At 61.4% G+C, this 23,763-nt stretch carries 23 protein-coding genes and 1 tRNA gene; 17 read left to right on the top strand and 7 right to left on the bottom strand.

Annotated elements, in window-relative coordinates; all coding sequences use genetic code 11:
- Nucleotides 1-101 precede the first annotated feature (101 nt).
- The 3 genes from EOD29_RS08025 to EOD29_RS08015 are packed head-to-tail and all read left to right on the top strand — an operon-like array spanning nt 102 to nt 2,948.
- Entirely contained in the window at nt 102-1,199 is a 1,098-nt protein-coding gene (locus EOD29_RS08025) for an alcohol dehydrogenase catalytic domain-containing protein (protein WP_164763725.1), read from the top strand.
- Nucleotides 1,200-1,218: 19 nt separating this feature from the next.
- Entirely contained in the window at nt 1,219-2,241 is a 1,023-nt protein-coding gene (locus EOD29_RS08020) for an amidohydrolase family protein (protein ID WP_127246386.1), read from the top strand.
- Nucleotides 2,242-2,276: 35 nt separating this feature from the next.
- Nucleotides 2,277-2,948: a 4-carboxy-4-hydroxy-2-oxoadipate aldolase/oxaloacetate decarboxylase gene (locus EOD29_RS08015; protein ID WP_127246385.1), complete on the top strand. Its 672-nt coding sequence runs from the start codon at nt 2,277-2,279 to the stop codon at nt 2,946-2,948.
- A 61-nt stretch (nt 2,949-3,009) separates the two neighbouring features.
- On the opposite strand, the gene EOD29_RS08010 is transcribed toward EOD29_RS08015, so the two are convergent.
- The 4 genes from EOD29_RS08010 to EOD29_RS07995 form a co-directional block, all read right to left on the bottom strand.
- Nucleotides 3,010-3,645, bottom strand: coding sequence for a TetR/AcrR family transcriptional regulator (locus EOD29_RS08010; protein WP_127246384.1), 636 nt, complete (start codon nt 3,643-3,645; stop codon nt 3,010-3,012).
- Nucleotides 3,646-3,776: 131 nt separating this feature from the next.
- Nucleotides 3,777-4,724 (bottom strand): ABC transporter substrate-binding protein, encoded by a 948-nt coding sequence (locus EOD29_RS08005; RefSeq protein ID WP_127246383.1) that lies wholly within the window; start codon nt 4,722-4,724, stop codon nt 3,777-3,779.
- 356 nt (nt 4,725-5,080) lie between these two features.
- Nucleotides 5,081-5,155 (bottom strand) — tRNA-Gln (locus tag EOD29_RS08000).
- Nucleotides 5,156-5,326: 171 nt separating this feature from the next.
- The gene (locus EOD29_RS07995) at nt 5,327-5,671 is read right to left on the bottom strand and encodes a VOC family protein (protein ID WP_127246382.1); all 345 of its coding nucleotides are present in this window, start codon (nt 5,669-5,671) and stop codon (nt 5,327-5,329) included.
- Between the two features lie 218 nt (nt 5,672-5,889).
- On the opposite strand from EOD29_RS07995, the gene ppdK reads away from it, so the two are divergent.
- From ppdK to EOD29_RS07980, 3 genes are all read left to right on the top strand, one after another.
- Nucleotides 5,890-8,574, top strand: a complete 2,685-nt coding sequence (ppdK, locus tag EOD29_RS07990; protein WP_095800265.1) for a pyruvate, phosphate dikinase — start codon at nt 5,890-5,892, stop codon at nt 8,572-8,574.
- A gap of 331 nt (nt 8,575-8,905) precedes the next feature.
- Nucleotides 8,906-9,799, top strand: a complete 894-nt coding sequence (locus EOD29_RS07985) for a glycosyltransferase family 9 protein (protein WP_245475281.1) — start codon at nt 8,906-8,908, stop codon at nt 9,797-9,799.
- 152 nt (nt 9,800-9,951) lie between these two features.
- Complete coding sequence (locus EOD29_RS07980) at nt 9,952-10,698, top strand: polysaccharide deacetylase family protein (protein WP_170950236.1); 747 nt, start codon at nt 9,952-9,954, stop codon at nt 10,696-10,698.
- 77 nt (nt 10,699-10,775) lie between these two features.
- Here the strand turns inward: EOD29_RS07980 and EOD29_RS07975 are convergent, their stop codons facing one another.
- Complete coding sequence (locus tag EOD29_RS07975; RefSeq protein ID WP_095800264.1) at nt 10,776-11,165, bottom strand: DUF427 domain-containing protein; 390 nt, start codon at nt 11,163-11,165, stop codon at nt 10,776-10,778.
- 153 nt (nt 11,166-11,318) lie between these two features.
- Nucleotides 11,319-11,675, bottom strand: a complete 357-nt coding sequence (locus EOD29_RS07970) for a hypothetical protein (RefSeq protein WP_095813733.1) — start codon at nt 11,673-11,675, stop codon at nt 11,319-11,321.
- 196 nt (nt 11,676-11,871) lie between these two features.
- On the opposite strand from EOD29_RS07970, the gene EOD29_RS07965 reads away from it, so the two are divergent.
- Together EOD29_RS07965 and EOD29_RS07960 are read left to right on the top strand one after the other, a co-directional pair.
- A complete protein-coding gene (locus tag EOD29_RS07965) occupies nt 11,872-13,500 on the top strand; it encodes a fatty-acid--CoA ligase (protein WP_095800263.1) in 1,629 nt (542 codons plus the stop codon).
- Nucleotides 13,501-13,579: 79 nt separating this feature from the next.
- Nucleotides 13,580-14,365: a DUF1499 domain-containing protein gene (locus EOD29_RS07960; RefSeq protein ID WP_127246381.1), complete on the top strand. Its 786-nt coding sequence runs from the start codon at nt 13,580-13,582 to the stop codon at nt 14,363-14,365.
- A 1-nt stretch (nt 14,366) separates the two neighbouring features.
- Here EOD29_RS07960 and EOD29_RS07955 read toward each other — a convergent pair whose 3' ends face one another.
- Complete coding sequence (locus EOD29_RS07955; RefSeq protein WP_067327904.1) at nt 14,367-15,275, bottom strand: MBL fold metallo-hydrolase; 909 nt, start codon at nt 15,273-15,275, stop codon at nt 14,367-14,369.
- A 201-nt stretch (nt 15,276-15,476) separates the two neighbouring features.
- On the opposite strand from EOD29_RS07955, the gene EOD29_RS07950 reads away from it, so the two are divergent.
- The 9 genes from EOD29_RS07950 (at nt 15,477) to EOD29_RS07910 (ending at nt 23,518) form a co-directional block, all read left to right on the top strand.
- The gene (locus EOD29_RS07950; protein WP_127246380.1) at nt 15,477-16,067 is read left to right on the top strand and encodes a biotin transporter BioY; all 591 of its coding nucleotides are present in this window, start codon (nt 15,477-15,479) and stop codon (nt 16,065-16,067) included.
- 214 nt (nt 16,068-16,281) lie between these two features.
- On the top strand, nt 16,282-17,172 hold the full coding sequence (gene rfbA / locus EOD29_RS07945) for a glucose-1-phosphate thymidylyltransferase RfbA (protein ID WP_067327906.1): 891 nt from the start codon (nt 16,282-16,284) through the stop codon (nt 17,170-17,172).
- Nucleotides 17,165-17,719 (top strand): dTDP-4-dehydrorhamnose 3,5-epimerase, encoded by a 555-nt coding sequence (gene rfbC / locus EOD29_RS07940; protein ID WP_067327907.1) that lies wholly within the window; start codon nt 17,165-17,167, stop codon nt 17,717-17,719. The genes rfbA and rfbC overlap by 8 nt, the downstream gene beginning before the upstream one ends.
- A gap of 11 nt (nt 17,720-17,730) precedes the next feature.
- The gene (rfbB, locus tag EOD29_RS07935) at nt 17,731-18,897 is read left to right on the top strand and encodes a dTDP-glucose 4,6-dehydratase (RefSeq protein ID WP_245475298.1); all 1,167 of its coding nucleotides are present in this window, start codon (nt 17,731-17,733) and stop codon (nt 18,895-18,897) included.
- Complete coding sequence (rfbD, locus tag EOD29_RS07930) at nt 18,894-19,811, top strand: dTDP-4-dehydrorhamnose reductase (RefSeq protein WP_127246379.1); 918 nt, start codon at nt 18,894-18,896, stop codon at nt 19,809-19,811. The genes rfbB and rfbD overlap by 4 nt, the downstream gene beginning before the upstream one ends.
- Nucleotides 19,812-19,820: 9 nt before the next feature.
- Nucleotides 19,821-20,573: an ABC transporter permease gene (locus tag EOD29_RS07925; protein WP_127246378.1), complete on the top strand. Its 753-nt coding sequence runs from the start codon at nt 19,821-19,823 to the stop codon at nt 20,571-20,573.
- A 148-nt stretch (nt 20,574-20,721) separates the two neighbouring features.
- Complete coding sequence (locus EOD29_RS07920) at nt 20,722-21,330, top strand: ABC transporter ATP-binding protein (protein WP_164763711.1); 609 nt, start codon at nt 20,722-20,724, stop codon at nt 21,328-21,330.
- A complete protein-coding gene (locus EOD29_RS07915) occupies nt 21,330-22,784 on the top strand; it encodes a hypothetical protein (protein WP_127246376.1) in 1,455 nt (484 codons plus the stop codon). The genes EOD29_RS07920 and EOD29_RS07915 overlap by 1 nt, the downstream gene beginning before the upstream one ends.
- 212 nt (nt 22,785-22,996) lie before the next feature.
- A complete protein-coding gene (locus EOD29_RS07910) occupies nt 22,997-23,518 on the top strand; it encodes a hypothetical protein (RefSeq protein ID WP_127246375.1) in 522 nt (173 codons plus the stop codon).
- Nucleotides 23,519-23,763: the final 245 nt, after the last annotated feature.

Here is a 23,763-nt window from a genome sequence, read left to right as displayed (position 1 = left end):
TCTTGCGTCTCCCAATCCAGATACTGTACGGTATCCACAATCCAATAGGAATGTCAACTCGATCCGGTTGGCGGTATTTGAGGAGGAACATCGTGACAGTGATGATGCGCGCCGCACGGTTGCATGCGGTAAACGAACCAATGCGGATCGAGGAGATCGCCAAGCCTCGAGCGTGCGGAACAGATGTCGTGGTCGAGGTCAAAGCCTGCGGTATGGTCCCGAACCTCGCCAACGTGCTGAACAACTGGGAGAACTGGTATCCTCACCAGCCGCTGCCTCCCAAGCCCGCGACGTTTGGCCTTGACCCCGCCGGCATCGTGCACGAAGTGGGCGAGCAGGTCGTTGCCTTGAAGCCCGGAGACCGTGTCTACGTCAATCCGTTGCGTTCGTGCGGTGCCTGCCACGCCTGCGCCAGCGGCAACCAGATGAAGTGCGACTACTTCACCTTCGCCGGATATTTCGGGTTCAATCGCAACAGCCTGGAAATCTACAAGCGCTATCCCGGCGGCGGCTTCGCTCAATTCATGCGCGCGCCCCAGAGCGCCATCGTCAAGATACCCGACAATATGACGTTTCCGCAGGCTGCCCGCATGGGCTATCTCGGCACGTCCTATTCGGCGCTCAAGAAGCTGGGCAACCTTGCGGGCAAGTCGCTGATCATCAACGGCGCGACCGGGACGCTGGGTGTCGGCGCCACCATGTTCGCGCTCGCCATGGGGATATCCACCATCTACGCGGTCGCGCGCGGCAAGCCATTGCTGGAAAAGCTGAAGCGCCTCGCGCCGAACCGGATCGAGATTTTTTCCAGCCTGGACGGCAAGGTCGCGGACTGGGTGCGCTCCAAGCACCACTCCGGCGCGGATCTCATGCTCGACAGCCTTGGCGCGGTGGCCGACGTCAACGCCATGAGGGACGCGATGATGGGCGTCAAACGCGGCGGCACCATCGTCAACATCGGCGGTACGGGCGCCGACATGCTGTTCAACACCAAATGGTGGATGGACAATTCGATGGTGCTCACCGGTTCGGCCTGGCTCAGCACCGCGGAGGGCATCGAGATAGCGGAGCTGGTCCGGTCCGGCGCGGTCGATCTGTCTGCGCTGGAAGCCCACACCTATCCGCTGGACCAGATCAATGAGGCGATCAACGGCGTAGCCTCGGGCGACGGTGGCTTCACCAACTATGTGCTGGAGCCCTGAGCTGCGGTTGGAGAATGCCATGATAATCGACTGCCACGGTCACTACACCACCGAGCCCCCGGCGCATCATGCCTATCGCAAGGCCCAGGTGGCGTTTGCCGAGGGCCAGCGCGACGCAGGTCCGGTCTATCCCGCCATAAGCGACGAGACGCTTCGCGCGACCGTCGAAGAAAACCAGCTTCGTCTTCAGCAGGAGCGCGGCTCGGACGTGACAATTTTGTCGCCCCGGGCCTCGGGCATGGGTCATCATGTCGGCAGCGCTGCGCTGAATGCCGAATGGTCCCGTGTCTCCAATGATCTCATTGCGCGCATCGTGGACCTGTTCCCGCTGAACTTTGCCGGTGTCTGCCAGCTGCCGCAGTCGATGAGCGGTGACCTCGCTCCTGTGCTGGCTGAACTCGAGCGCTGTGTGGACGAGCTCGGCTTCGTCGGCTGCAATCTTAACCCCGATCCGTCCGGCGGCTTCTGGTCCGCGCCGCCAATCTATGACCGCTACTGGTATCCGCTCTTCGAGAGGATGGTCGAGCTCCAGGTGCCGGCCATGATCCATGTCTCGGGCGCGTGCTCGGCCTGCCTGCACACCACCGGTGCGCACTACATCAATGCCGACACCACGGTGTTCATGCAGCTGATCCAGGGCGACCTGTTTCGCGCTTTCCCAGACCTCAAGCTAATCATTCCCCACGGCGGCGGCGCGGTTCCCTATCACTGGGGCCGCTATCGCGGGCTGGCAATCATGATGGAAAAGCCGGATCTCGCCACGCACCTGATGCGCAACGTCTATTTCGACACCTGCGTCTACCACCAGGCGGGGATCGACACGCTGTTTCGCGTGATCGGTCCGGACAACATCCTCTTCGGCTCGGAACTGCTGGGCGCGGTCAAGGCGGTTGACCCGCTGACCGGCTTCAACTTCGACGACACGCGCCGTTACATCGATGCTTTGGGCCTCGACGAAGCCGACCGCGCGGCGGTGTTCGAGGGCAATGCGCGCAAAGTCTACCCGCGGCTGGACGAGAGGCTCAAGCGACAGGGTCGCTAGCGAGGTCCGGCTGGCACGAATCTCTGGAGATATCAATGGCAAAAGTCGTCACAAACACCGAACGTACGCCGATCGAAGTGTGCGACGCACTGGGCGCGCTGGGGGTGGCAACCGTTCACGAGGCCCAGGGACGCAAGGGGCTGCTGGCCTCGCGGCTGCGTCCCATCTATGACGGCGCCAGGATCGGCGGCAATGCGCTTACCTGCGAGGTGGCGCCGGGCGACAACTGGACCATTCATGTTGCATTGGAGCAGGCGCGGCCGGGCGATGTGCTCGTCGTGACTCCGATCTCTCCATGCGAAGACGGATTTTTCGGCGACCTTCTGGCTGAATCGGCGATGGCGCTCGGCATCCGAGGCCTCGTGATCGATGCCGGCGTGCGCGATGTGGCTGCTTTGCGAGCGATGAAGTTCCCGGTCTGGTCGAAGGCGATCTTCGCTCAGGGAACAGTTAAGGAGACGCTGTGCGATTGCCAGGTTCCGATCATCTGCGCCGGTGCCCGCATCTGCCCTGGCGACGTGATCGTCGCCGATGATGATGGCGTCTGCGTGGTGCCCCGTGCCAATGCCGAGTTGGTTGCGAGAACGGCACGAGAGCGGGAGGCGGCCGAGGAAGACAAACGTCGCCTCTACGCTGCAGGCAGGCTCAGCCTGGACGTCAACTCAATGCGCGAACGGCTGCGGTTGAAGGGACTTGTCTACGAATAGGCACCCGCCGTCCACGAAGGAGCATCGGTCGGCCTTCCAACGTGGCGTGGCATGGTTCGCGTCAGGACGCTGCAGTCCGCTTGCGCACGGCCTTTCCGTTCTTATGTCTAAAAAGATGAGCCTCGTGCATCGACGTCAGCGCGACTCGAACCATTTCGCCGGGCGCCCTGTCGTCCATAAAACTCGACATGCCGCCATAGACGAGTTCGAGGACGATACCGCCGACATAGAGTGGCCGGGGTTCCGCATCCCCATACGGAAACAGCTTCTCCGACAACAGCCTGCCCAGCCCTTCCCACTGGTCCCTGAACAGGCGCAGGTGCCGATCCTCCAGCGTGTTATCGCGGCGCGCGATGCGCAGCAGGTCGATGGCCAGCGTTCCCCAGCGCTTGTCCCTGGCGCGTTGGTTGGCCCATTCGCAAATGGATTCGATGACATCCTTCGGCTCGTCAACGCTGCGAAGCCTTTCGGTCAGTTCGACCACATCTCCGCCGGCGTTGCGCTCCAGCAGTTGCAGGAAGATGTCTTCCTTGTTCGTGAAATTGGAGTAGAAGGCCCCCTTCGAGAAGCCGGCCTCCTCTGCGATCCGCTCGATCGATGCGCCGGAATAGCCGTCTCGGGCCACCATCTCGCTGGCCGAAGCCAAAAGCTTTTCGCGCGTCAAGGCTTGGCTTTGTTCACGGGTCAGTCGCGCCATCTTTGATCATCCAATGAACGTATCGGGATACCCAGCGTATCTGAGCAAGCAACTTAGGGTCGTCGACCTCCAAGGGCAAGCGAAGGTGAGGGGTCAGTTGCGGGATTGCTTTGGTGCACGGCAGGATGGGTTCAGCCGACAGTGGTGCAAGCGGCGTCGAGGTAAGAAGCATCGAAGGCGTGCAGCGCTTGGCTCCCAAGGGCCTCATCGAGCAAATGCGCGCGGATCATCAGGTCGATCGTCGTGCGCAACGCGTTTGCCGGCACGGCCAGCTTGTCCGGCCACATGCCCATGTCACGCATGTATCCTAGAGCACGATTGGCCAGGGTGGAGCTTTCCGGCGTGGTGATGCGTTGGAAGATCGGCAATGTTACGTCCTGCCGCGCCGGTTCATTGGTGATCGCATGGGCCTCAATCAGGGCGTTGATGAAGCGTATGACCACATCTCGATTGGCTTGCAGCCACGATGATCGGCCGATGACCGCGGTGAAGAGGATCTCGGGTATGAACTCATTGACCTCGCCGATCAGCTTGTAGCCTTGGTCCTCGGCCAGGAAGTTCCACGGCGCGGGCTGGGGAGCACAGTCGACTTGCCCGGCCTGCAGCGCCTCCCACCGTTTAGTATGAATACCCGCAAGCACGAATTCGTAGTCGGCGGGGTAGTGCAGTCCTTGGGAAGCCAGCACAATCTGCGTGTAAATCGCAGTACCCTCGGTGAGCGAGGACGTGCCGATCCTCTTTCCTCGAAGGTCCGCCAGGGTGGCGATTTCTGGCCGCGCCACGAGAGACATCGGCAGCCGCACTGCATTGGCCGCAACAATGCGCAGTTCTCCACCGTTCACGAAGTCCGCGACTGCTCCTTCTGGCGGCGTAATCGCAAGGTCGGCCTCACTCTCAAGGACAGCTCCCGTTGCCTTGTCGACGCTGCCGAAGCGCTTGTATTTGATGGCAATGCCGTGCTTGCCGAATAATCCCAACTCGTCTGCAAGGAAGACCGGAAGCCAATTGAACCCCTGCGCTCCGCCCGCGAGGCGAAGCTGGGCAGGCGTGGAAGGATCAGCTGTCGTGTTTTCGGCCATTGGCTCCTCCCGCCGTATTCAGCACTGGGCGTCTAAATACTATAGGTATTGGAATTCCAATCGGTATGTCAATCGGCCACGCTTTTTTCCTCGCAGCCCGGCTGACTGAGCTACCGTGAACAATGGTCCGCGTGCTCTCGATCGCGAAAAGCGGCCAACAGGGGCTACGGCCCTTGGCACCATACCGCACATGCTATCGTGAATTCGAAGCGGTCCTAAACGGCGCCGCTTCTCTTAAGTCCAGTTCCGGACGCCAGATTCTTGCTGCCGGTCCACGCATCCAAGGCCCTAGCCGAGTGCCCTAGACGAAGACCTGATCGATTGAGCTAAATCATTGAATAAAAGATAAAAATGGTTGGCTGGGGCGCCAGGATTCGAACCTGGGAATGTCGGTACCAAAAACCGATGCCTTACCACTTGGCGACGCCCCAGCAGCCGGGCGGTGCCCGCTGCGCGCGGCCTTATAGGACGAGCCGGTCGAAAGCTCAATGCTTGGACCGCTGACATCCAAAGTAATCTTGCCGCATGTCTGCGCCGGCGGATTGCCGCCGCGTTCGGGCGTAATCTGGAGGGGAGATCGATCCGGCGACCGGAATTGCGGGCTATTCGCCCCACACGGCCAACTCGTTGCCGGCCGGGTCGGTGAAGTGGAACCGCCTGCCGCCTGGGAAGGAAAAGATCGGCCTGATGATGCTGCCTCCGCCATTCTCAACGGCCTCCAGCGTCTCCTCCAGGTTTTCGGAATAGAGCACGGGCAGCGGTCTGGCGGGCGCTTCGCCCGCAGCGGCCTGGAAGCCGCCGTCGAGCCCCTCGGCAAAAGCGGAGTAAGTTGGCCCGTAATCGGTGAAAGACCAGGAAAACGCCGCGCTGTAGAAGGATTTGACGCTGTCCAGCGTGCCGCCGGTGGCCGGAAGTTCCAGATAGTCGAGTTTTCCCTCGAGTTTCATCGCGCTACTCCACTTTGTTCTTGTTGTGTTCTATCTCGCGCAACTCACACCGGCAAGTCTTTTTGACGCAGCTTTTGCTTAATCGATTGTAGTCGCGGCGCTTGCTTTGCCGGCGCTTGCCTTTCGCAATGCAGCATCTTATCGCTCGGATCGGAAGGGCGGGGACCGGGGCCTTGGCCCGGGTGTTGTCTATCTTCCAAGGGACCTGGAGGGCATGCATGACCAAGTGGGTTTACACCTTCGGCGACGGTGCCGCTGAAGGCCGAGCCGGTGATCGCAACCTGCTCGGCGGCAAGGGCGCCAACCTTGCCGAGATGTGCAGCCTCGGCCTGCCGGTGCCGCCGGGCTTCACCATCACCACTGAAGTCTGCAATGCCTATTACGCCAACGGCCGCACCTATCCGACATCGCTTGAAGCGGATGTCCTTGCGGCGCTCGACCATATCGGCAGGCTCACCGGCCGCAATTTCGGCGATCCGTCGAAGCTGCTTCTGGTCTCGGTGCGCTCCGGCGCCCGCGCTTCGATGCCAGGCATGATGGATACCGTGCTCAATCTCGGCCTCAACGACGAGACGGTCGAGGCGCTTGCCGCCGATTCCGGCGATGCCCGCTTTGCCTATGACAGTTACCGCCGCTTCATCCAGATGTATTCCGACGTCGTCATGGGCCTCGATCACGAGGTTTTCGAGGAAATTCTCGAGGACCAGAAGGCGAGCCTCGGCCATGAGCTCGACACCGAGCTGACGGCCATCGAATGGCAGGGTGTGATCGCGCTCTACAAGGCCAAGGTCGAGGAGGAGCTCGGCAAGCCGTTCCCGCAGGACCCGCGCGAGCAACTCTGGGGCGCCATCGGCGCCGTGTTTTCGAGCTGGATGAACAACCGCGCCATCACCTACCGTCGCCTGCACGACATCCCGGAAAGCTGGGGCACGGCGGTCAACGTCCAGGCCATGGTGTTCGGCAATATGGGCGACACCTCCGCCACCGGCGTTGCCTTCACCCGCAATCCCTCGACCGGCGAAAAGCAGCTCTATGGCGAATTCCTGGTCAATGCGCAGGGCGAGGACGTGGTGGCCGGCATCCGCACGCCGCAGAACATAACCGAGGCCGCGCGCATCGCTGCGGGCTCTGACAAGCCCTCGCTGCAGAAACTGATGCCGGAAGCTTTCCAGTCCTTCGTCGATATTTCCGACCGGCTGGAGAAGCATTACCGCGACATGCAGGACCTCGAATTCACCATCGAGCGCGGCAAATTGTGGATGCTGCAGACCCGCTCCGGCAAGCGTACCGCCAAGGCGGCGCTCAGGATTGCCGTCGAGATGGCGAAAGACGGGCTGATCACGAAAGAGGAGGCGGTTGCCCGCATCGATCCGGCCTCGCTCGACCAGCTCCTGCATCCGACCATCGATCCCAAGGCGGCGCGCGACGTCATCGGCGTCGGCCTGCCGGCCTCGCCGGGCGCGGCCACCGGCGAGATCGTCTTCTCCTCCGGTGAGGCCGAGGATGCCAAGGCGCAAGGCCGCAAGGTCATTCTCGTGCGCGTCGAGACCAGCCCGGAGGACATCCACGGCATGCATGCCGCCGAAGGCATCCTCACCACGCGCGGCGGCATGACCAGTCATGCCGCCGTGGTGGCGCGCGGCATGGGCAAGCCCTGCGTCTCGGGCGCCGGCTCGCTGCGAGTCGACTACAAGGCCGGCACGCTGATCTCGATGGGCCAGACCTTCCGCAAGGGTGACATCATCACCATCGACGGCGGCAACGGCCAGGTACTGAAGGGCGCCGTCGCCATGCTGCAGCCGGAGCTGTCCGGCGACTTCGCCGCCATCATGGAATGGGCCGATGCCGCGCGCCGCATGAAGGTGCGCACCAATGCCGAGACGCCGCTCGACGCGCGCATGGCGCGCTCCTTCGGCGCCGAAGGCATTGGCCTTTGCCGCACCGAGCACATGTTCTTCGAAGGTGACCGCATTATCGCCATGCGCGAGATGATCCTGGCCGACACCGAGAAGGACAGGCGCTCGGCGCTCGACAAGCTTCTGCCGATGCAGCGTTCGGATTTCCTCGAGCTGTTCGAGATCATGGCGGGCTTGCCGGTGACGATCCGCCTGCTGGACCCGCCGTTGCACGAATTCCTGCCCAAGACCGACGCCGAGCTCGCCGAGGTCGCGACCGCCATGAATGTGCCGGCGGACAAGCTCAGGCAGCGTACCGAGGCGCTGCATGAGTTCAATCCGATGCTCGGGCATCGCGGCTGCCGTCTGGCGGTCTCCTATCCCGAGATCGCCGAGATGCAGGCACGCGCCATTTTCGAGGCGGCGGTTCAGGCCGGCCACAAGGCCGGCGCGCTGGTGGTGCCCGAAATCATGGTGCCGCTGGTCGGCCTCGTGAAGGAGCTGCAATACGTCAAGGCGCGCATCGATGCGGTCGCGCAAAGCGTCATGCAGGAGACCGGCACCAAGATCGACTATCTTACCGGCACCATGATCGAGCTGCCGCGCGCAGCCATCCGCGCCCATGTCATTGCCGAAGCGGCCGAGTTCTTCTCCTTCGGCACCAACGATCTGACCCAGACGACTTTCGGCATCTCGCGCGACGATGCGGCCTCCTTCCTTGAAACCTACCGGCAGAAAGGTATCATCGAACAGGATCCGTTCGTTTCGCTGGACATCGACGGTGTCGGCGAACTGGTGCGGATTGCGGCGGAAAAGGGCAAGGGAACACGACCCGACATCAAGCTCGGCATTTGCGGCGAGCATGGCGGCGACCCGGCCTCGATCCGCTTCTGCGAAGAGGTCGGCCTCGACTATGTGTCATGCTCGCCTTACCGCGTACCGATTGCCCGGCTGGCTGCGGCCCAGGCGGCCGTGGAGGCCGCGAAGGGAAGAGCCAAGCGCGCCTGAACGGCGCGCTCCATCTTACGATTTCGTATGGAAACTCACGCGAACGTGCGCGCGCTGGTTCTCAATCTCGACATCGTTCCTGGGCAGTTTCTGGTTCCGAATTACTCGGGGCGTGAAACAGATGTTGCAGATTTCCCCCACCTCTTTCCGATCGATCCTGATCATGCAGACCAAGTTCATAGGCGACATCGTGCTTGCCTCTGCCTTGGCGAAGAACCTTCAGCTCGAATATCCAGGTGTGAAGGTCGTGTTCCTGTGCGATGCCAGGTTTGCTGGATTTCTAACAGCGCATGGCATCGCAGCGGAGGTCGTTTCGTTCAGCCGTGCCGGCATGCGCGGCACGCCGCTCCAGCGCGGGCGCGAGCTTGTCCGGGTTGTGCGAACTTTGCGGCGGCACCGCTTCGACATGGTCATCGACATCACCGATTCCAAGACTTCGCGGCTGGTGTCCGGATTGGTTCGTGCCCCGATTCGTGTCGGCCACTATCCGACGGAGCGACCTCTGCGCTGGCTTGAGCGCCAGCCTGCCAATGTCAGGATGAAGCCGTACGGATTCGGCGAAAAACATTATCTCTTCCGCTATTTGTCGCCGCTCGAGGTGCTCGGCGTCGACCTGCGCGTCAGGGCACCGGCTATCCGTCCGCTGCCCTTCGAAACGACGCAAGCGCTCGCCTTGCTGAGCAAGCATCATTTGCGGCCAAATGCCTTCGTGGCGGTGCATGCGGGGGCGAGCTTCATCGGGCGTCGCTGGCAGCCGGAGCGCTTTGCGGCCGCGATCGAACGGATATCGTCCGAAACTGGCCTGGACGCTGTGCTGATCGGCGGCCCTGATGAGCACGAGGCGGCGGACAAGATCGTGGCGGCAGCGAAAACGCCGGTCGTCAATCTGGTCGGCACGCTCTCGCTCGAAACGTTGCTGGCGCTGCTCAAGGAGGCCAGGTTATTCCTCGGCAATGAGAGTGGCCCGATGCATATGGCGGCCGCAGCCGGCACTCCGGTCGTTGGTCTGTTCGGCCGGACCAATCCTGTTCGATGGGGCCCGGTCGGGGTCCCCAGCATCTCGTTGCGCCCCTCCATGCCCTGCGATTGCGTCGGCGGCGACCTGTGCCGTCGGACCGATTCGAGCAAGGCATGCTGTGTCTGGCGCCTTGAAGTGGATTCCGTGGTCGAGGCGGTGCGCGAACTTTTGGCGCGTACCGACGTGGCGCTTGAGCAGGCGGTCTAGCTCAAGTCTGCTAAAGGCGTGTTGAGCTTTTACAGCTACTCTCCATGCAAATTGTCGCGCGGTGGCTTTTCGGATGCGAACCGTTCCGATTTTCGCCTAGATGCGCGTCTTGTTGACGCCATATTGCGGTTGAGCGGCTTGACGGGCCGGGCATGGGAATGACGGGTTTGCTTCAAAAATCTCTTTGCGCGATCGCGCTATCGCTTGTCGTGGTCTCGGCTGGCAATGCCGGGACGCTGGTCGAACCGACGTTGCATCTGACGCCGCAAGGCGGCGGTGGCCGTGTCGCGCTCACGCTGGACGCCTGCGGCGGGAAGACCGATACGCGCATTCTTTCGGCCCTGGTCGAAAACAAAATTCCCGCGACTATCTTCGTCACCGGCATCTGGCTGAAGCGCAACGCCGCCGCTGTCGGGATCATGCGCGCGCATCCTGATCTGTTCGAACTGGAAAACCACGGTGGCCGCCACATCCCGGCGGTCGACACGCCCCGCAAGATCTACGGCATCAGCAGTGCCGGCAGTCCTGATGCCGTTCAGGCCGAGGTCGAGTCGGGTGCCGCGGCGCTTGCGAGCGCCGGCGGCCCGCCGCCGAAATGGTTTCGCGGCGCCACCGCCGAATACAGCCCGTCGGCGATCGCCATGATCCGCAAGCTGGGCTTCAAGGTCGCGGGCTTTTCCGTCAATGGCGACGGCGGCTCACTGCTCGGCGCCAAGGAAACCGCCCGGCGCATCGCCGCTGCCAAGGATGGCGACGTCATCATCGCTCACATCAACCAGCCGACCCATGCCGCGGGCGAGGGTGTCGTCCAGGGCCTGCTCGCCCTGAAGCAGAAGGGCCTGACCTTCGTTCGGCTGGACGACGCCGACGACGTCGGCAACGACGGCACCACGGATTGATCGGTGGCGGAGGTTGATGACGACGGCTGGGAGGCTCAGCGACCTCGGAGATCCGCGATGCTTTCCGCCGCAGTCTATCACTCCGGCTTAGTCTCGACCGTCACCTTGCTCGTATAGAACGCGCCGTGATCGCGGATCTCGACCACTTCGTCGAAAGGCTGCTCATAGGCCCACATCGCGTCCCTGCCGCTGTCGCCGGCCGGCAGCACGCTCCAATAGCTCGCGTTGCCCTTGTAGGGACAATGCGTCGAATGCTCGGTCCTGGCGAGCTTACTGAGATCGATATCGTCGAAGGGAATATAGAAAACCGCCGGGTAGGGCGGTTCCGACAAGAGCCTGGCCCGGGTAGACCGGGCGATGACGACGTCGCCGGCGCTGACCGTGACGGTGCCGCGATAAGGCTCGATCGTTATCACCTTGTCGGGATTGCGCTGAAAGCCGGGGGCGGGGTTGGCACGCTTGTCCAAGACGGGTCTCATCGGCAGTTTGAGGAAGGTGCGTGGCGGTTTTTCCGTTCGGAACCGCTTCTCGTCCGTCAAAGGTGGATCGGCCCGACGCCTCGCGCAAGGCGGCGCGATGACGCGTCGCGTGCAGCGAAATAATGTTCTAACCGCCGACAGTCAGGCGGCGGCCTTGAATGCGTCCATGAGGCCGGCATAGGCGGCAGCGATGCCGGCGACCGGATTGCTGCTTCTCGCCGCTGTCTCGACCTTCAGCGCGCCGCCGGCGGTCGGCAGCGTGAGCAGCAGGAACTGGCGGTTACCGCCGTCGCCGACGCTTGCGGCGGCGACATACTGGCCTTCTCCATCATTCTCGACGCACATCTTGAACAGCAGCGTTCCGCCGACGGCCTCCAGCGCGCCGCCGACGACTTCGGCAAATTCATCGTCGGAAACGGTTTTGGAGTCCGGCGTCAGATCGTCCAGACTTTCGGCAAGCGTGCTTTCGAGGGCTTTTTCATCGAGCTGCACGTCCATGCGAATCTCTCCATTCGCCAATCTCACCCAGCCCATTAATGAACCTTAACGGCGACGATGGCCGGATTATGGCGGGTTTCACGGGTCATTCCGCCCATCCGACCGCCTTGGACTTATGGTGGCTGGACAATCCGCCGGATCATTCCACAATGCGTGAAACAATGACGCGAAAGCGCGAAAAAGGGGAGGAGCCGAGATGCTCGGACTGATGCAGGAATGGCCGCTGCTCTGCCATAAGCTGATCGATCACGCCGAACGCCAGCACGGCGGGCGCGAGGTCGTGTCGCGCTCGATCGAAGGCCCGATCGTGCGCACCACCTTTGCCGACATCCGTCATCGGGCGCTCAAAGTAGCGCAGCGGCTGGAGCGTGACAGCTTCGGGCTCGGCGACCGCATCGCAACGCTTGCCTGGAACACCGCCCGCCACATCGAGGCCTGGTACGGCACCATGGGGATCGGCGCGATCTACCACACGCTCAATCCGCGCCTGTTTCCCGAACAGATCGCCTGGATCATGAACGACGCCGAGGACAAGGCGATCTTCGTCGATCTGACCTTCGTGCCGCTGCTGGAAAAGATCGCCGGCCAGGTCAGGTCGCTCAGGCAGGTGATCGTGCTGACCGACCAGGCGCATATGCCGCAAACCTCGTTGCCGAACGCTGTCGCCTATGAGGAATGGCTTGCCGAGGCCGACGGCGCCTTCGCCTGGAAGACATTCGACGAGAACACGGCTGCCGGCATGTGCTACACGTCGGGCACGACCGGCGATCCGAAGGGCGTCGTCTACAGCCATCGCTCGAACGTGCTGCACGCCATGATGGCCGCCATGCCCGATGCCATGGGCGTTTCGACGCGCGACGTCGTCCTGCCCGTCGTGCCGATGTTCCATGCCAATGCCTGGGGACTCGGTCAGGCCGCGCCGATGATCGGGGCCAAGCTGGTGATGCCAGGCTGCAAGATGGATGGCGCCTCGATCTACGAATTGCTCGACTCCGAAAAGGTAACTTTCAGCGCCGCTGTGCCGACGGTATGGATGATGCTGCTGCAATATCTCGAGGAGACCGGCAAAAAGCTGCCTTATCTCAACAAGGTCGTCATCGGCGGTTCCTCCTGCCCGCGCGCCATCACCGCCAAGTTCCAGGACAAATACGCGGTTGAGGTGGTGCATGCCTGGGGCATGACCGAAATGTCGCCACTCGGCACGTTGTGCACCATGAAGCCGGAATATGAAGGGCTGACCGGCGATGCCAGGCTCGATATCCAGGGCAAGCAGGGCCACCCGCCCTTCGGCGTTGAAATGAAGGTGACAGACGACGAGAACAACGCGCTGCCCTGGGACGGCAAGACCTTCGGGCGACTGAAAGTTCGCGGCCCGGCGGTCGCGCGCGCCTATTACGGCGGCGTCGGCGCCGAGCAGTTCGACGCCGAGGGCTGGTTCGACACCGGCGACGTCGCCCATATCGACGCCAGCGGCTATATGCAGATCACCGACCGCGCCAAGGATGTCATCAAATCGGGCGGCGAGTGGATCTCCACCATCGATCTGGAGAACCTGGCCGTCGGCCATCCCGATGTGGCGGAGGCGGCCGCCATCGGCGTGCCGCACTCCAAATGGGGCGAGCGCCCCCTGCTGGTGGTCGTGCGCAAGCCGGGCAAGGAGCCGAGCAAGAGCGATATCCTGACCTTCATGAGCGGCAAGGTGGCCAAGTGGTGGATGCCCGACGACGTCGCCTTCGTCGGCGAGATTCCCCACACGGCGACGGGCAAGATCCAGAAGACCACCTTGCGCCAGCAATTCAAGGAGTATCGGCTGCCGACGGATTGAGGATTGTTAAATCTTTCGGCTTCAAGGCTGGCGCAAAAAGCTCTAAGTCTCGATGCGGACTGGGGTAATGCGGCAGACGATGGCTACAATTCCTGAACGGCAGACGTCGAGGGCGGCCGGCTGGTCGCGGCGGATCGGGGCATTCTCGCTCGTCCTTTTGCTGACCGTCGTTGCCGGCTACCGGCTCGACTTTGTCGACACCCCGCCTTTCCTGTGGGTGCTGGCGCTCGTTGCGCTGCTTGCGGCGCTCGCGCTGCTGCTCGCCGGGCTTGCACTGTCGAGGCTGTGGAATTTCGGCGACCGCGGCGGCCGCGATCTCAGCGTCGGTGCCCTGCTGGCAGTGCTGGTGCTTGCGCCTTTCGGTGTCGCCGCCTACTGGGCGACCATCTATCCGCCGCTGCGCGACATTTCGACCGACGTCGACGACCCGCCGGCGCTCGACACCAGCGACCGGACAAGCGACATGACCGCGCTGTCACCGCCGACGCCCGGCGAGCAGAGCCTGCAGGCGGAAGCATATCCGCTGGTTAGCGGGCGGAGCTACAACCTGCCCTTCGAAACCGTGGTCGATGCTGTCGAGACCGTGCTCGACCGGCGGGACTGGCAGCTGACCGCGCCCTATCCCGACATCAACGGCCAGAGCGAGGCGACGATCACCGCGGTCGCCAGGGGCTTGGTGCTCGGCCTGCCGGCAGATGTGGCCATCCGCGTCGCCGACGACGGCGATTCGGTCGTCGTCGACATGCGTTCGGCCTCGCGCTACGGGCGTCATGACTTGGGCGACAATGCCGACCGTATCACCGATTTCCTCGCCGAGCTCGATCAGGAGGTCGCCGGCCAAGTCGGCGCGGCGCCGGCCGAGTGAGTCAACCGGCAGGCCTGAAAATCCCGTCGATCGCCGGGTCGCCTTCGCTGGCGACGAGACCGCGGGCCACCAGGTCCTCGAGATGCGCGAGAACCGAAAGGCCGGCTGCTCCGTGCAGCCGCGGGTCGGTGTCGCGATAGATCGCCGCGACCATCTCCTTGATGGTTCGGTCGCCGCTCAGGATGCGTTCCAGGATCGCCTGCTCGCGTATCTTGCGATGAGTCTTCAGCCCGCGCATGAAGCTGCGCGGCGCGGTCACCGGTCCGCCATGGCCGGGCAACAGCAGGCGGTCGTCGCGCTCGATCAGCCGGTCGAGCGATTTCATATAGTCGGCCATCGCCCCGTCGGGCGGCGCCACGATGGATGTGGCCCAGGCCATGACATGGTCGGCCGAAAACAGGATGCCTGTCCCCTCCAGCGCAAAGGCCGCGTGGTTGGCGGTATGCCCTGGCGTCAGCACGGTGCGGATCGCCCAGCCGTCGCCATGGGTAAGGCTGCCGTCCGCCAGCGCAATGTCGGGCACGAAGCCCAAATCGGCACTGGCATCCAGCGGATTGATCTCGCCGATGCGCAGCCGCCGCGCCGGCCGATGCGGGCCCTCGGCGAGCACGGGAGCGCCCGTGCGTTCTTTCAGCCGCGCCGCGAGCCGCGAATGATCGCGGTGGGTATGGCTGACGAAGATATGGCTGACCGGCCTGCCGCCTATTGCCGTGAGCAGCGTTCCGAGATGCTCATCGTCGTCCGGACCTGGATCGATCACTGCCAGCGTGTCGCGGCCGACGAGGTAGCTGTTGGTGCCGTGGAAGGTGAACGGGCTCGGGTTCCTGGCCGTGACGCGCTGGACGTCCGGAGCGACCGTGACCGCCTGGCCATAGGCAGGATCGAAGCGTGCGTCGAATTCAAGTGTCATGCCGGGTCCTGCTGCTCGCGGCAAAATGATTGCCGCATCCTGCCGAAGCCAATATAGGAAAATCAATGCATGTCGCCCAAAACTGCGCAGCAGTCTTGGGAGAACGACACGCATCAGGACGAAATCTTGAAGCGCGCCGCCTGAACTCGTTTCTCCGCGACGCGCCTCAAACACAGCAAATCAGCCACGATGGGGAAGACCATGGCAACTGCAACCACGATGCGCCCGCTCGTTTCTCTCGCTCTGCCCGACCAGGGCGCGGCCCGGCTTGCCAGCCAGCTCTTTCTGGCGCTTGCAGGAACCCTCCTGCTCACCCTGTCGGCGAAGACGAAAGTGGTGTTGGGTCCGGTCGACATCTCGCTGCAGACGCTTGCGGTGCTGCTGATCGCCTCGGCCTTCGGCATGCGTCTTGCCGTCGCGACGCTCCTTCTCTACCTCGCCGAGGGCGCTTTTGGTTTGCCGGTGTTCCAGGGCACGCCGGAAAAGGGCCTCGGCATCGCTTATATGATGGGCTCCACCGGCGGCTACCTTGCCGGCTTCGTGGTGATGGCGGCGATCGCCGGCTGGGCCGCCGACCGCGGCTGGGACCGCCACCCCTGCAAGCTGTTCGGCGCCATGCTTGCCGCCGAGATCGTCATGATGACGATGGGCTTTGCCTGGCTGGCGGCGCTCATCGGACCGGAAAAGTCCTGGCAGTTCGGCGTCGCGCCGTTCATCGCCGGCGACCTGATCAAGGTGGCGCTGGCCGCGAGCCTCGTGCCGGCGGTCTGGGCGCTGCTCAAGCGCTCCTGATCGCGACCAAATGACAAAGGGCCGGTGGGCGCTTGGCGCCGGCCCCTTTTGCGGCACAGCCGGATTCGCTCGAAATCGCCGCATGCCGGATGTAGAAAGCAGTGAAATAGCGTCGGGAAGAAATCAAGCCGACAATTGACAAGCCAGTGCCCGAAACATAAGCACGGGCAACTTGGCGTCGAGGCGGGGGCCGCGGTAGTTCAAGGAGAGCTTGTTGAAAGGAATTATCCTTGCCGGCGGCAGCGGAACACGCCTCTATCCCCTAACATTAGCGGTTTCTAAGCAAATACTGCCGATCTACGACAAGCCCATGATCTACTACCCGCTGAGCGTGCTGATGCTAGCGGGAATCCGCCAGATTCTGGTCATATCAACTCCGCGTGACTTGCCGGTCTTTCAGGCTTTGCTGGGCGACGGTTCCGAATTCGGTGTGGAGCTTTCCTATGCCGAGCAGCCTCAGCCGAATGGTCTAGCCGAGGCTTTCATCATCGGCCGCGACTTCATCGGCAGGGACAGTGTGTCGATGATCCTCGGCGACAACATCTATTTTGGCGGCGGCCTGTCGCAACTCTGCCGCGAGGCAGCGACGCGCGATGGCGGCGCCTCGGTCTTCGCCTACTATGTCGACGATCCGGAGCGTTATGGCGTGGTCTCCTTCGACAAGGTCACCGGCAAGGCCTTGACGATCGAGGAGAAGCCGCAAAAGCCGAAGTCCAACTGGGCCGTGACCGGTCTATATTTCTACGACAATGATGTCGTCGACATTGCCTCCACGATCCGCCCTTCGGCGCGCGGCGAGCTCGAGATCACGGCGATCAACAATGTCTATCTCGAGCGTGGTGAATTGCATGTCCGCCGCCTCGGAAGGGGTTACGCCTGGCTGGACACCGGCACGCATGACAGCCTGCTCGAAGCAGCGTCTTTCGTGCGCACCATCGAGCATCGCCAAGGCATCAAGATCGCCTGCCCGGAGGAGATAGCGCTGGAGCAGGGTTGGCTCGACGCTGAAAAGGTTCTGGAGCGCGCCGCGCGGCTGGGCAAGAATGAATACGCTGCCTATCTGCGCAAGCGGGCCGCCGACCTGACGGAGGAACGGTTTGCTTGAGGTCAGGCCGCTCGGCCTCGACGGCGTGCTGGAGATCGTGCCCAAGCGGCACGGCGACGCGCGCGGTTTTTTCAGCGAGACCTGGAATGCCGGGCGTTTCGCCGAGGCCGGCATCGATCTCGCCTTCGTGCAGGACAACCACTCCTATTCCGCGGCCGCCGGCGTGCTGCGCGGACTGCACTACCAGTTGCTGCCGCGCGCCCAGGATAAGCTGCTGCGCGTGATAAGCGGCAGCGTCTTCGATGTCGCGGTCGACATCCGCCGTTCCTCGGCGACGTTCGGCAAGTGGGTGGCGCTGGAAATATCGGCTGAGAAGGGCAACCAGATCCTGGTGCCGAAAGGGTTTGCGCACGGCTTCGTCACGCTCGTTCCGCACACGGAAGTGCTGTACAAGGTGACCGACACCTATTCGCCCGGGCATGACAGGTCGATCCGCTTCGACGATCCCGAAATCGGCATCGAATGGCCGGCGATCCCAGGCGGATTCCAGCTTTCGGACAAGGATCGCAAGGCGCCTCTGCTCGCCACGGCGGAGGTGTTTGCGTGAGAGAGGGCGGCATGAATTTCCTGGTCACCGGTGGCGCCGGCTTCATCGGCTCGGCCGTCTGCCGGCATCTGTGCGCCAACCCGGCCCACCGCGTCACCAATCTCGACAAACTGACCTATGCCGGCAACCTCGCTTCGCTCAGGCCGATCGAGAATGCGCATAATTACCGTTTCGAGCAGGCCGATATCTGCCACGAGCGAGCGGTGCTTGAGATTCTGCGCCGCGACGACATCGACATCGTCATGAACCTCGCCGCCGAGAGCCATGTCGACCGCTCGATCGACGGCCCCGGGGCCTTCATCGAAACCAACATCGTTGGCACCTACCGCATCCTGAACGCCGCGCTCGACTACTGGCGCGGGCTGTCGGGGGAGCGCAAGGCCGGCTTCCGCTTCCATCATGTCTCGACCGACGAGGTGTTCGGCGACTTGCCCTTCGAAGGCGGCATGTTCGTCGAGGAGACGCCCTATGCGCCGTCCTCGCCCTATTCGGCGTCCAAAGCCGCTTCCGACCATCTGGTGCGCGCCTGGCATGAGACCTACGGCCTGCCGGTGGTGCTCTCCAACTGTTCGAACAATTACGGCCCTTACCATTTCCCCGAAAAGCTGATCCCGCTTGTTATCCTCAACGCGCTCGACGAGAAGCCGCTGCCGGTTTACGGCGCCGGCGCCAATGTGCGCGACTGGCTGTTCGTCGAGGACCACGCCCGCGCGCTGGAACTGGTGGCGACGAAAGGGCGGCCGGGCGAGAGCTATAATGTCGGCGGCAATTCCGAGCGCACCAATCTCGGCGTCGTCGAGACGATCTGCGATCTGCTCGACCTGAGGCGCCCGCGCGCCGGCGGCATGAGCTACCGCGACCTGATCACCTTCGTCACCGACCGCCCTGGTCATGACCGCCGCTATGCGATCGACGCCTCCAAGATCGCGCGCGATCTCGGCTGGGCGCCGCGGGAGAATTTCGACAGCGGCCTGGCGAGGACGGTCGATTGGTATCTCGACAACAAATGGTGGTGGGCCCCGATCCGCGAGCAGCGCTACAATGGCGAGCGGCTGGGCCAGGGTCCAATGGGAAACCGCCCGATCGAGAACGGCGCGATGGAAGACGCGGCGATCGAAAACAGCCCGGTCAGGAAGGGCGGAAACGGGCAGGCCGAGACCAGGGAGGGCGCCGCGTGAGGCTTGCCGTCACCGGACGCGAGGGCCAGGTTGCCGCCAGCCTGATAGAGCGGGGCAGCAAGGATGTCGAGGTCGTTCCCGTCGGCCGGCCGGCGCTCGATCTGGCGCGCCCCGAGACGGTGTTTGCGGCGCTGGCAGAGGCAAGGCCCGACATCGTGGTTTCGGCCGCGGCCTATACGAATGTCGACCAGGCCGAGGACGAGAAGGAATTGGCCTTCGCGGTCAACGCCACCGGCGCCGGCAAGGTGGCTCAGGCGGCAGCAGGCCTCGGCGTCCCCGTCATCCATTTGTCGACCGACTATGTCTTCGACGGCGCCAAGGACGGCGCCTATGTCGAGACCGACGCGACCGCCCCGCTCGGCGTCTACGGCGCCTCCAAGCTCGCCGGCGAAAAGGCCGTGGCGGCGGCCAACCCGCGCCACCTCATCCTGCGCACCGCCTGGGTCTACAGCCCGTTCGGCAGGAATTTCGTCAAGACCATGCTCAGGCTGGCTAGCGACCGCGACGAGATTTCGGTCGTCGCCGACCAATGGGGCAATCCGACTTCGGCGCTCGACATCGCCGACGCCGTCCTGCATGCGGCGGCGAGGCTGCGGGACGACAAGAATTTCGCCGCCTTTGGTATCTACCATCTGACAGGCAGCGGCGAGACCAACTGGAGCGGCTTTGCCCGCCACATCCTCGACACAAGCCGGGCGTTTGGTGGCCCGTACGCGACGGTGCGCGATATCGCGACAGTGGATTATCCGACCAAGGCAAGGCGGCCGGCCAATTCGCGGCTGTCGAGCGCGAGGTTTGCGGACGTGTTTGGGTGGCAGGCGCCGGAGTGGCGGGTCGCGGTGGAAAGCGTGGTTCGCCGGCTGGGGGACCTTCCAATCGGACAAACAATACCGGGGCCTCAAGGGCATCTCTGAAGGGTTGTGATGATCTCAGACTCATCAATGCTGTGGTTTCGACTTGCGCAGTTCGACATAAGGCTTCGCTATCGGAACTCGACCTTCGGCCCACTGTGGATCACTTTGAACACAGCGATATTCGCGGCAGCGGTCGGCTTTCTGTACGCGGTTCTACTCAACCAACCGATAAAAGAGTATCTGCACCATTTGGCGACGAGCATAGTTCTTTGGCAGTTCCTATCGGCGACTGTTGTTGAGGGTGCCGAGAGCGTGATCAATGCCCATGATCTCATTTTGAACACAAAGATGTCTTCAGCATCTTGTATATTTCGATGTGTCACCAAGAATTTTATCATACTTCTTCATAATTTGCTCGTTGTTCTGGTGACGATGGTGATAGCTTATCCGAACATTGGGTTGAATCTTCCGATGTTTGCTGTCGGTGTCGCGTTGCTGGTATTTCACGCGACGTGGATATCGTCCATTGTCTCGGTTGTTTCGGTGAGGTTCAGGGACGTCCCGTTGATCACTGCATCGGCGATGCAATTGCTATTTATACTTTCGCCGATCCTTTGGACAGCGAAGGTTCTACCCTCTGAATCGCTATTCCTGGTTCTCAATCCCATCTCCTACATGATCGACGCCGCGCGTACGCCAATCCTGAATGGGGGCACAAACTACACAAGCGTGCTGGTTTCTGCCGTGATCGCTTTGCTGGGCAGCCTCGCCGCATACGCCCTCTACCGAAGAACTCAGCATCGAATCCCCTATTGGCTCTGAACTCTGAAGCCAGCAGTCAAATTGGAGTCCAATGTCACAGCCATCGATTCGACTAGCCGACGTCGCCGTTCGAATCCCGATCTGGTCCGCCCCCGCTAACCGTTCGCTCAAACAGGCGGCGCTCAGATTTACGACCGGCGGTCGTCTCTTGGCCGGTGACTCCGGTCGTTTCGAGGTAGCCGCGCTCGACGGTGTTTCGCTCGACCTTCAGCCTGGCACGCGATTGGGCCTGTGCGGACACAATGGTGCCGGCAAGACGACGCTGCTGCGGGTACTGGCAGGTATTCTGAAGCCCACGAGCGGGACTGCCACCATAAAGGGAGATACGGCCGTTTTAATAAAGCCGTCGATGGGTCTGTCTCCCGAACTTACCGGACGAGAGTTTATCAAGCTTCAGAGCCTTATGGCTGGAATATCGCCAAAGGAGGTTGAGCAGAAGATTGATTCGATCATCGATTTTTCGGAGCTCGGCGACTTCATCGACCTTCCGGTCCGCACATACTCGGCAGGTATGCAGACACGATTGTCATTTTCAGCTGTTACGGCTTACCCCACCGACATCGTGCTCTTGGATGAGGGATTGGGAACCGGCGACGAATCCTTCCAGAAGAAGGCGCGCGATCGGATGGACCATTGGCTAAACAATGCGGCGATCATTGTTCTGGCGTCTCATTCCGATGTATTGATTCGTTCTATGTGCCACTCGGCAGTATTTCTCGAAAAAGGTAGAATCGTGAGAGAGGAGATTTTCAGTTAATGCGTCGACGGCTTACAACAGCGCTTGCCGGCGCGGGATCGCGGCTGTTCGGGCACCAGGAGTTGAAGCAGTCCTATCACAAGGTCTTCGATCCGAAAGTCCAACTCCAAAGCTACAAGGGTCGGCTTGCCTATCTTTGCCTCTCTGCGGCTCACCGCTTTGGGCTCCTCGCCGATCTGCAGTCCTCCTATCTCGCGGGTCTCCCGCTGGTTCCTGCGATCGCGCCTCCGAACCACGTTTATGATCGCGATTTCCTCAATCTACGACTGAACCGTGTCTACGATTTGCCGGACGTCGAGATTGATGAGCACCGGCCACAGACGATCAATGTTCTCGTTCCAGCTTTCGATTTTAAATCGATCTCTGCAGGTTTTTTTGGCGTCTTCCAGATGGCGCTTTTCCTGCGGAAGACGGGCGTGAATGTTCGTCTTGTACTGTTTGATAACTTCTATTTCAACATTTCAGAATTTAGGGAGAAGGTTCTGAAGTATCCCGGAATGGAAAAGATTTTTGACGAATTGGAGGTAGAATATATCGGTGAGAGACGAGCACCGTTTCGTATCTCACGATACGATTACGCCGTCGCAACTGTCTGGTATTCTGCCTATTTTGCAAAGAAGATACACTCGTTTACTGAGGACGAGAGATTTATATATTTGATACAAGATTATGAAACATTATTTTATCCGGCCAACAGCTTACACGCGATTGCTGATAAAACCTATGAGATGGACTATCATGCGATTTTCTCAAGTGAAAGCCTAATGACATTTTTTGACAGGAATGACGTCGGAGGCATCAAATCCCGCAATATGTCATATACATTCTTTAACAATGCCTGTTCTGCTAACCTCTTGGCAAAGGAAATATTCATTCAACGTAATCGATCGAAGGCAAAGAAGAAGATCGTCTTCTATTCCCGCCCGGTCGTGGACCGGAATATGTTCGAACTGACGGCGTTGGCGCTGTCGACGGCATTCAGATCAGGGATATTCGACCCCGAAGAGTGGGATTGCGTAGGCATGGGCCTTGGTGAGGGTGTTGTTGAACTGCTTCCGGGCGTTCGTTCGGTTTCGCTGCCCAGAATGGATTTAAGCACCTATATCGAGGAAGTTGCCAGTTTTGACATCTGCCTTACCCTGATGGCTTCACCTCACCCGAGCATGATACCAATGGATTTGGCCGCGTCGGGCTGTGTTGTCGTGACGAACACGTTCAAGACCAAGACCGAGGACTATCTGCAAAGCCTGAGCCGAAATATAATTCCAGCGGCACCGGGGTTGGATGAGATCGTCGCGGCATTGGAGCTGGCAAAGCTCAAAAGCCAGAATCTGGAAGAGCGATATCGATTGGCAAACGCCATGAAATATCCCCGCAGCTGGGACCAGTCACTCAGTGCCAGACACCTTGATTTTTTCAAACGTCACATGCGCATTCGGCAACCTAGAGCCTAGGCGGTGAAAGAGAGAGGGCTTAATGTCGGCCCCGTCGGCAGGCGCCGCACCGCGAAGGCAGTGCCCTAAACGTTAGAAATGATAAGATGGCTACATCACACAGGGCGATCAGGCTCGAGTCGCCCGGCGCCCAAAGAACCTTGATCGTGGTTGGTTGCGGCCGGGGCGGAACCAGCCTAATTGCCGGGGCCGCCGTCATACTAGGCGTCCCAATGGGCACAAAGGCAGACTCGCTTAATCACGAGGACATAGAACTCGTCAATCTAGCACAAGGGCGAGACTTCGACGGCAATCTGATTGACGATGCTCCGGATGTCGTTACGGACAAGCTCAGGAACCTGATCCAATCGAGAAATGACGCGAATGATCTTTGGGGATGGAAGGATCCTTCCGCCGACCTCTACTTGGCGGCGGTAGCGGACATTTTGCGCAATCCCCTTGTCCTCTTCGTCAACCGCGACATGGCAGCTATCGCCCAGTCCGAGGTCAATCAAACGCAGTGCTCTATCGAGCAGGCGTTTGACCAGGCGCTTCTACGGTTCGACAGGTATTGGGAGTTGCTGCAAAGGCTGCAATGGCCGACTTTGCTCGTAAGTTATGAGCGCGCGGCGCTGGATCCGGAGGCGCTTCTTTGCGAAATCGCGGATTTTGTCGGGCTTGAGCCTCCGGTTGAAGGGCAGCGTGATTTGATCAGAAGGTTTGCTTCCGGGCGAGGCTATCGACAGATAGCCTGAGGCGGTGTGGGTGTGTCAAAAAAGCCTGGCTTAGGAGGCACCTAGCGCTTGCTTTGGTGGGACCGTTCGAACGCCCAATGCTGCGAACTCAGGCGATTACACGTAGGTTTGCGCACCGGAATTTGAGATCGGTCTCATAAACGGGTTTGAGACCGATCTCATATAGCGGGGTAGAAGCCTCTTGGGTTCTCCTGTGGTGATCATAGTTTTCTGGATTCTCTATCAGGGTGGCTTATTGTGCCAAC

Source organism: Mesorhizobium sp. M1A.T.Ca.IN.004.03.1.1, assembly GCF_003997555.1.
GTDB lineage: Bacteria > Pseudomonadota > Alphaproteobacteria > Rhizobiales > Rhizobiaceae > Mesorhizobium.
Note: the sequence above shows the minus strand (reverse complement) of the source record. Positions and strands in the feature narration are given on the sequence as shown.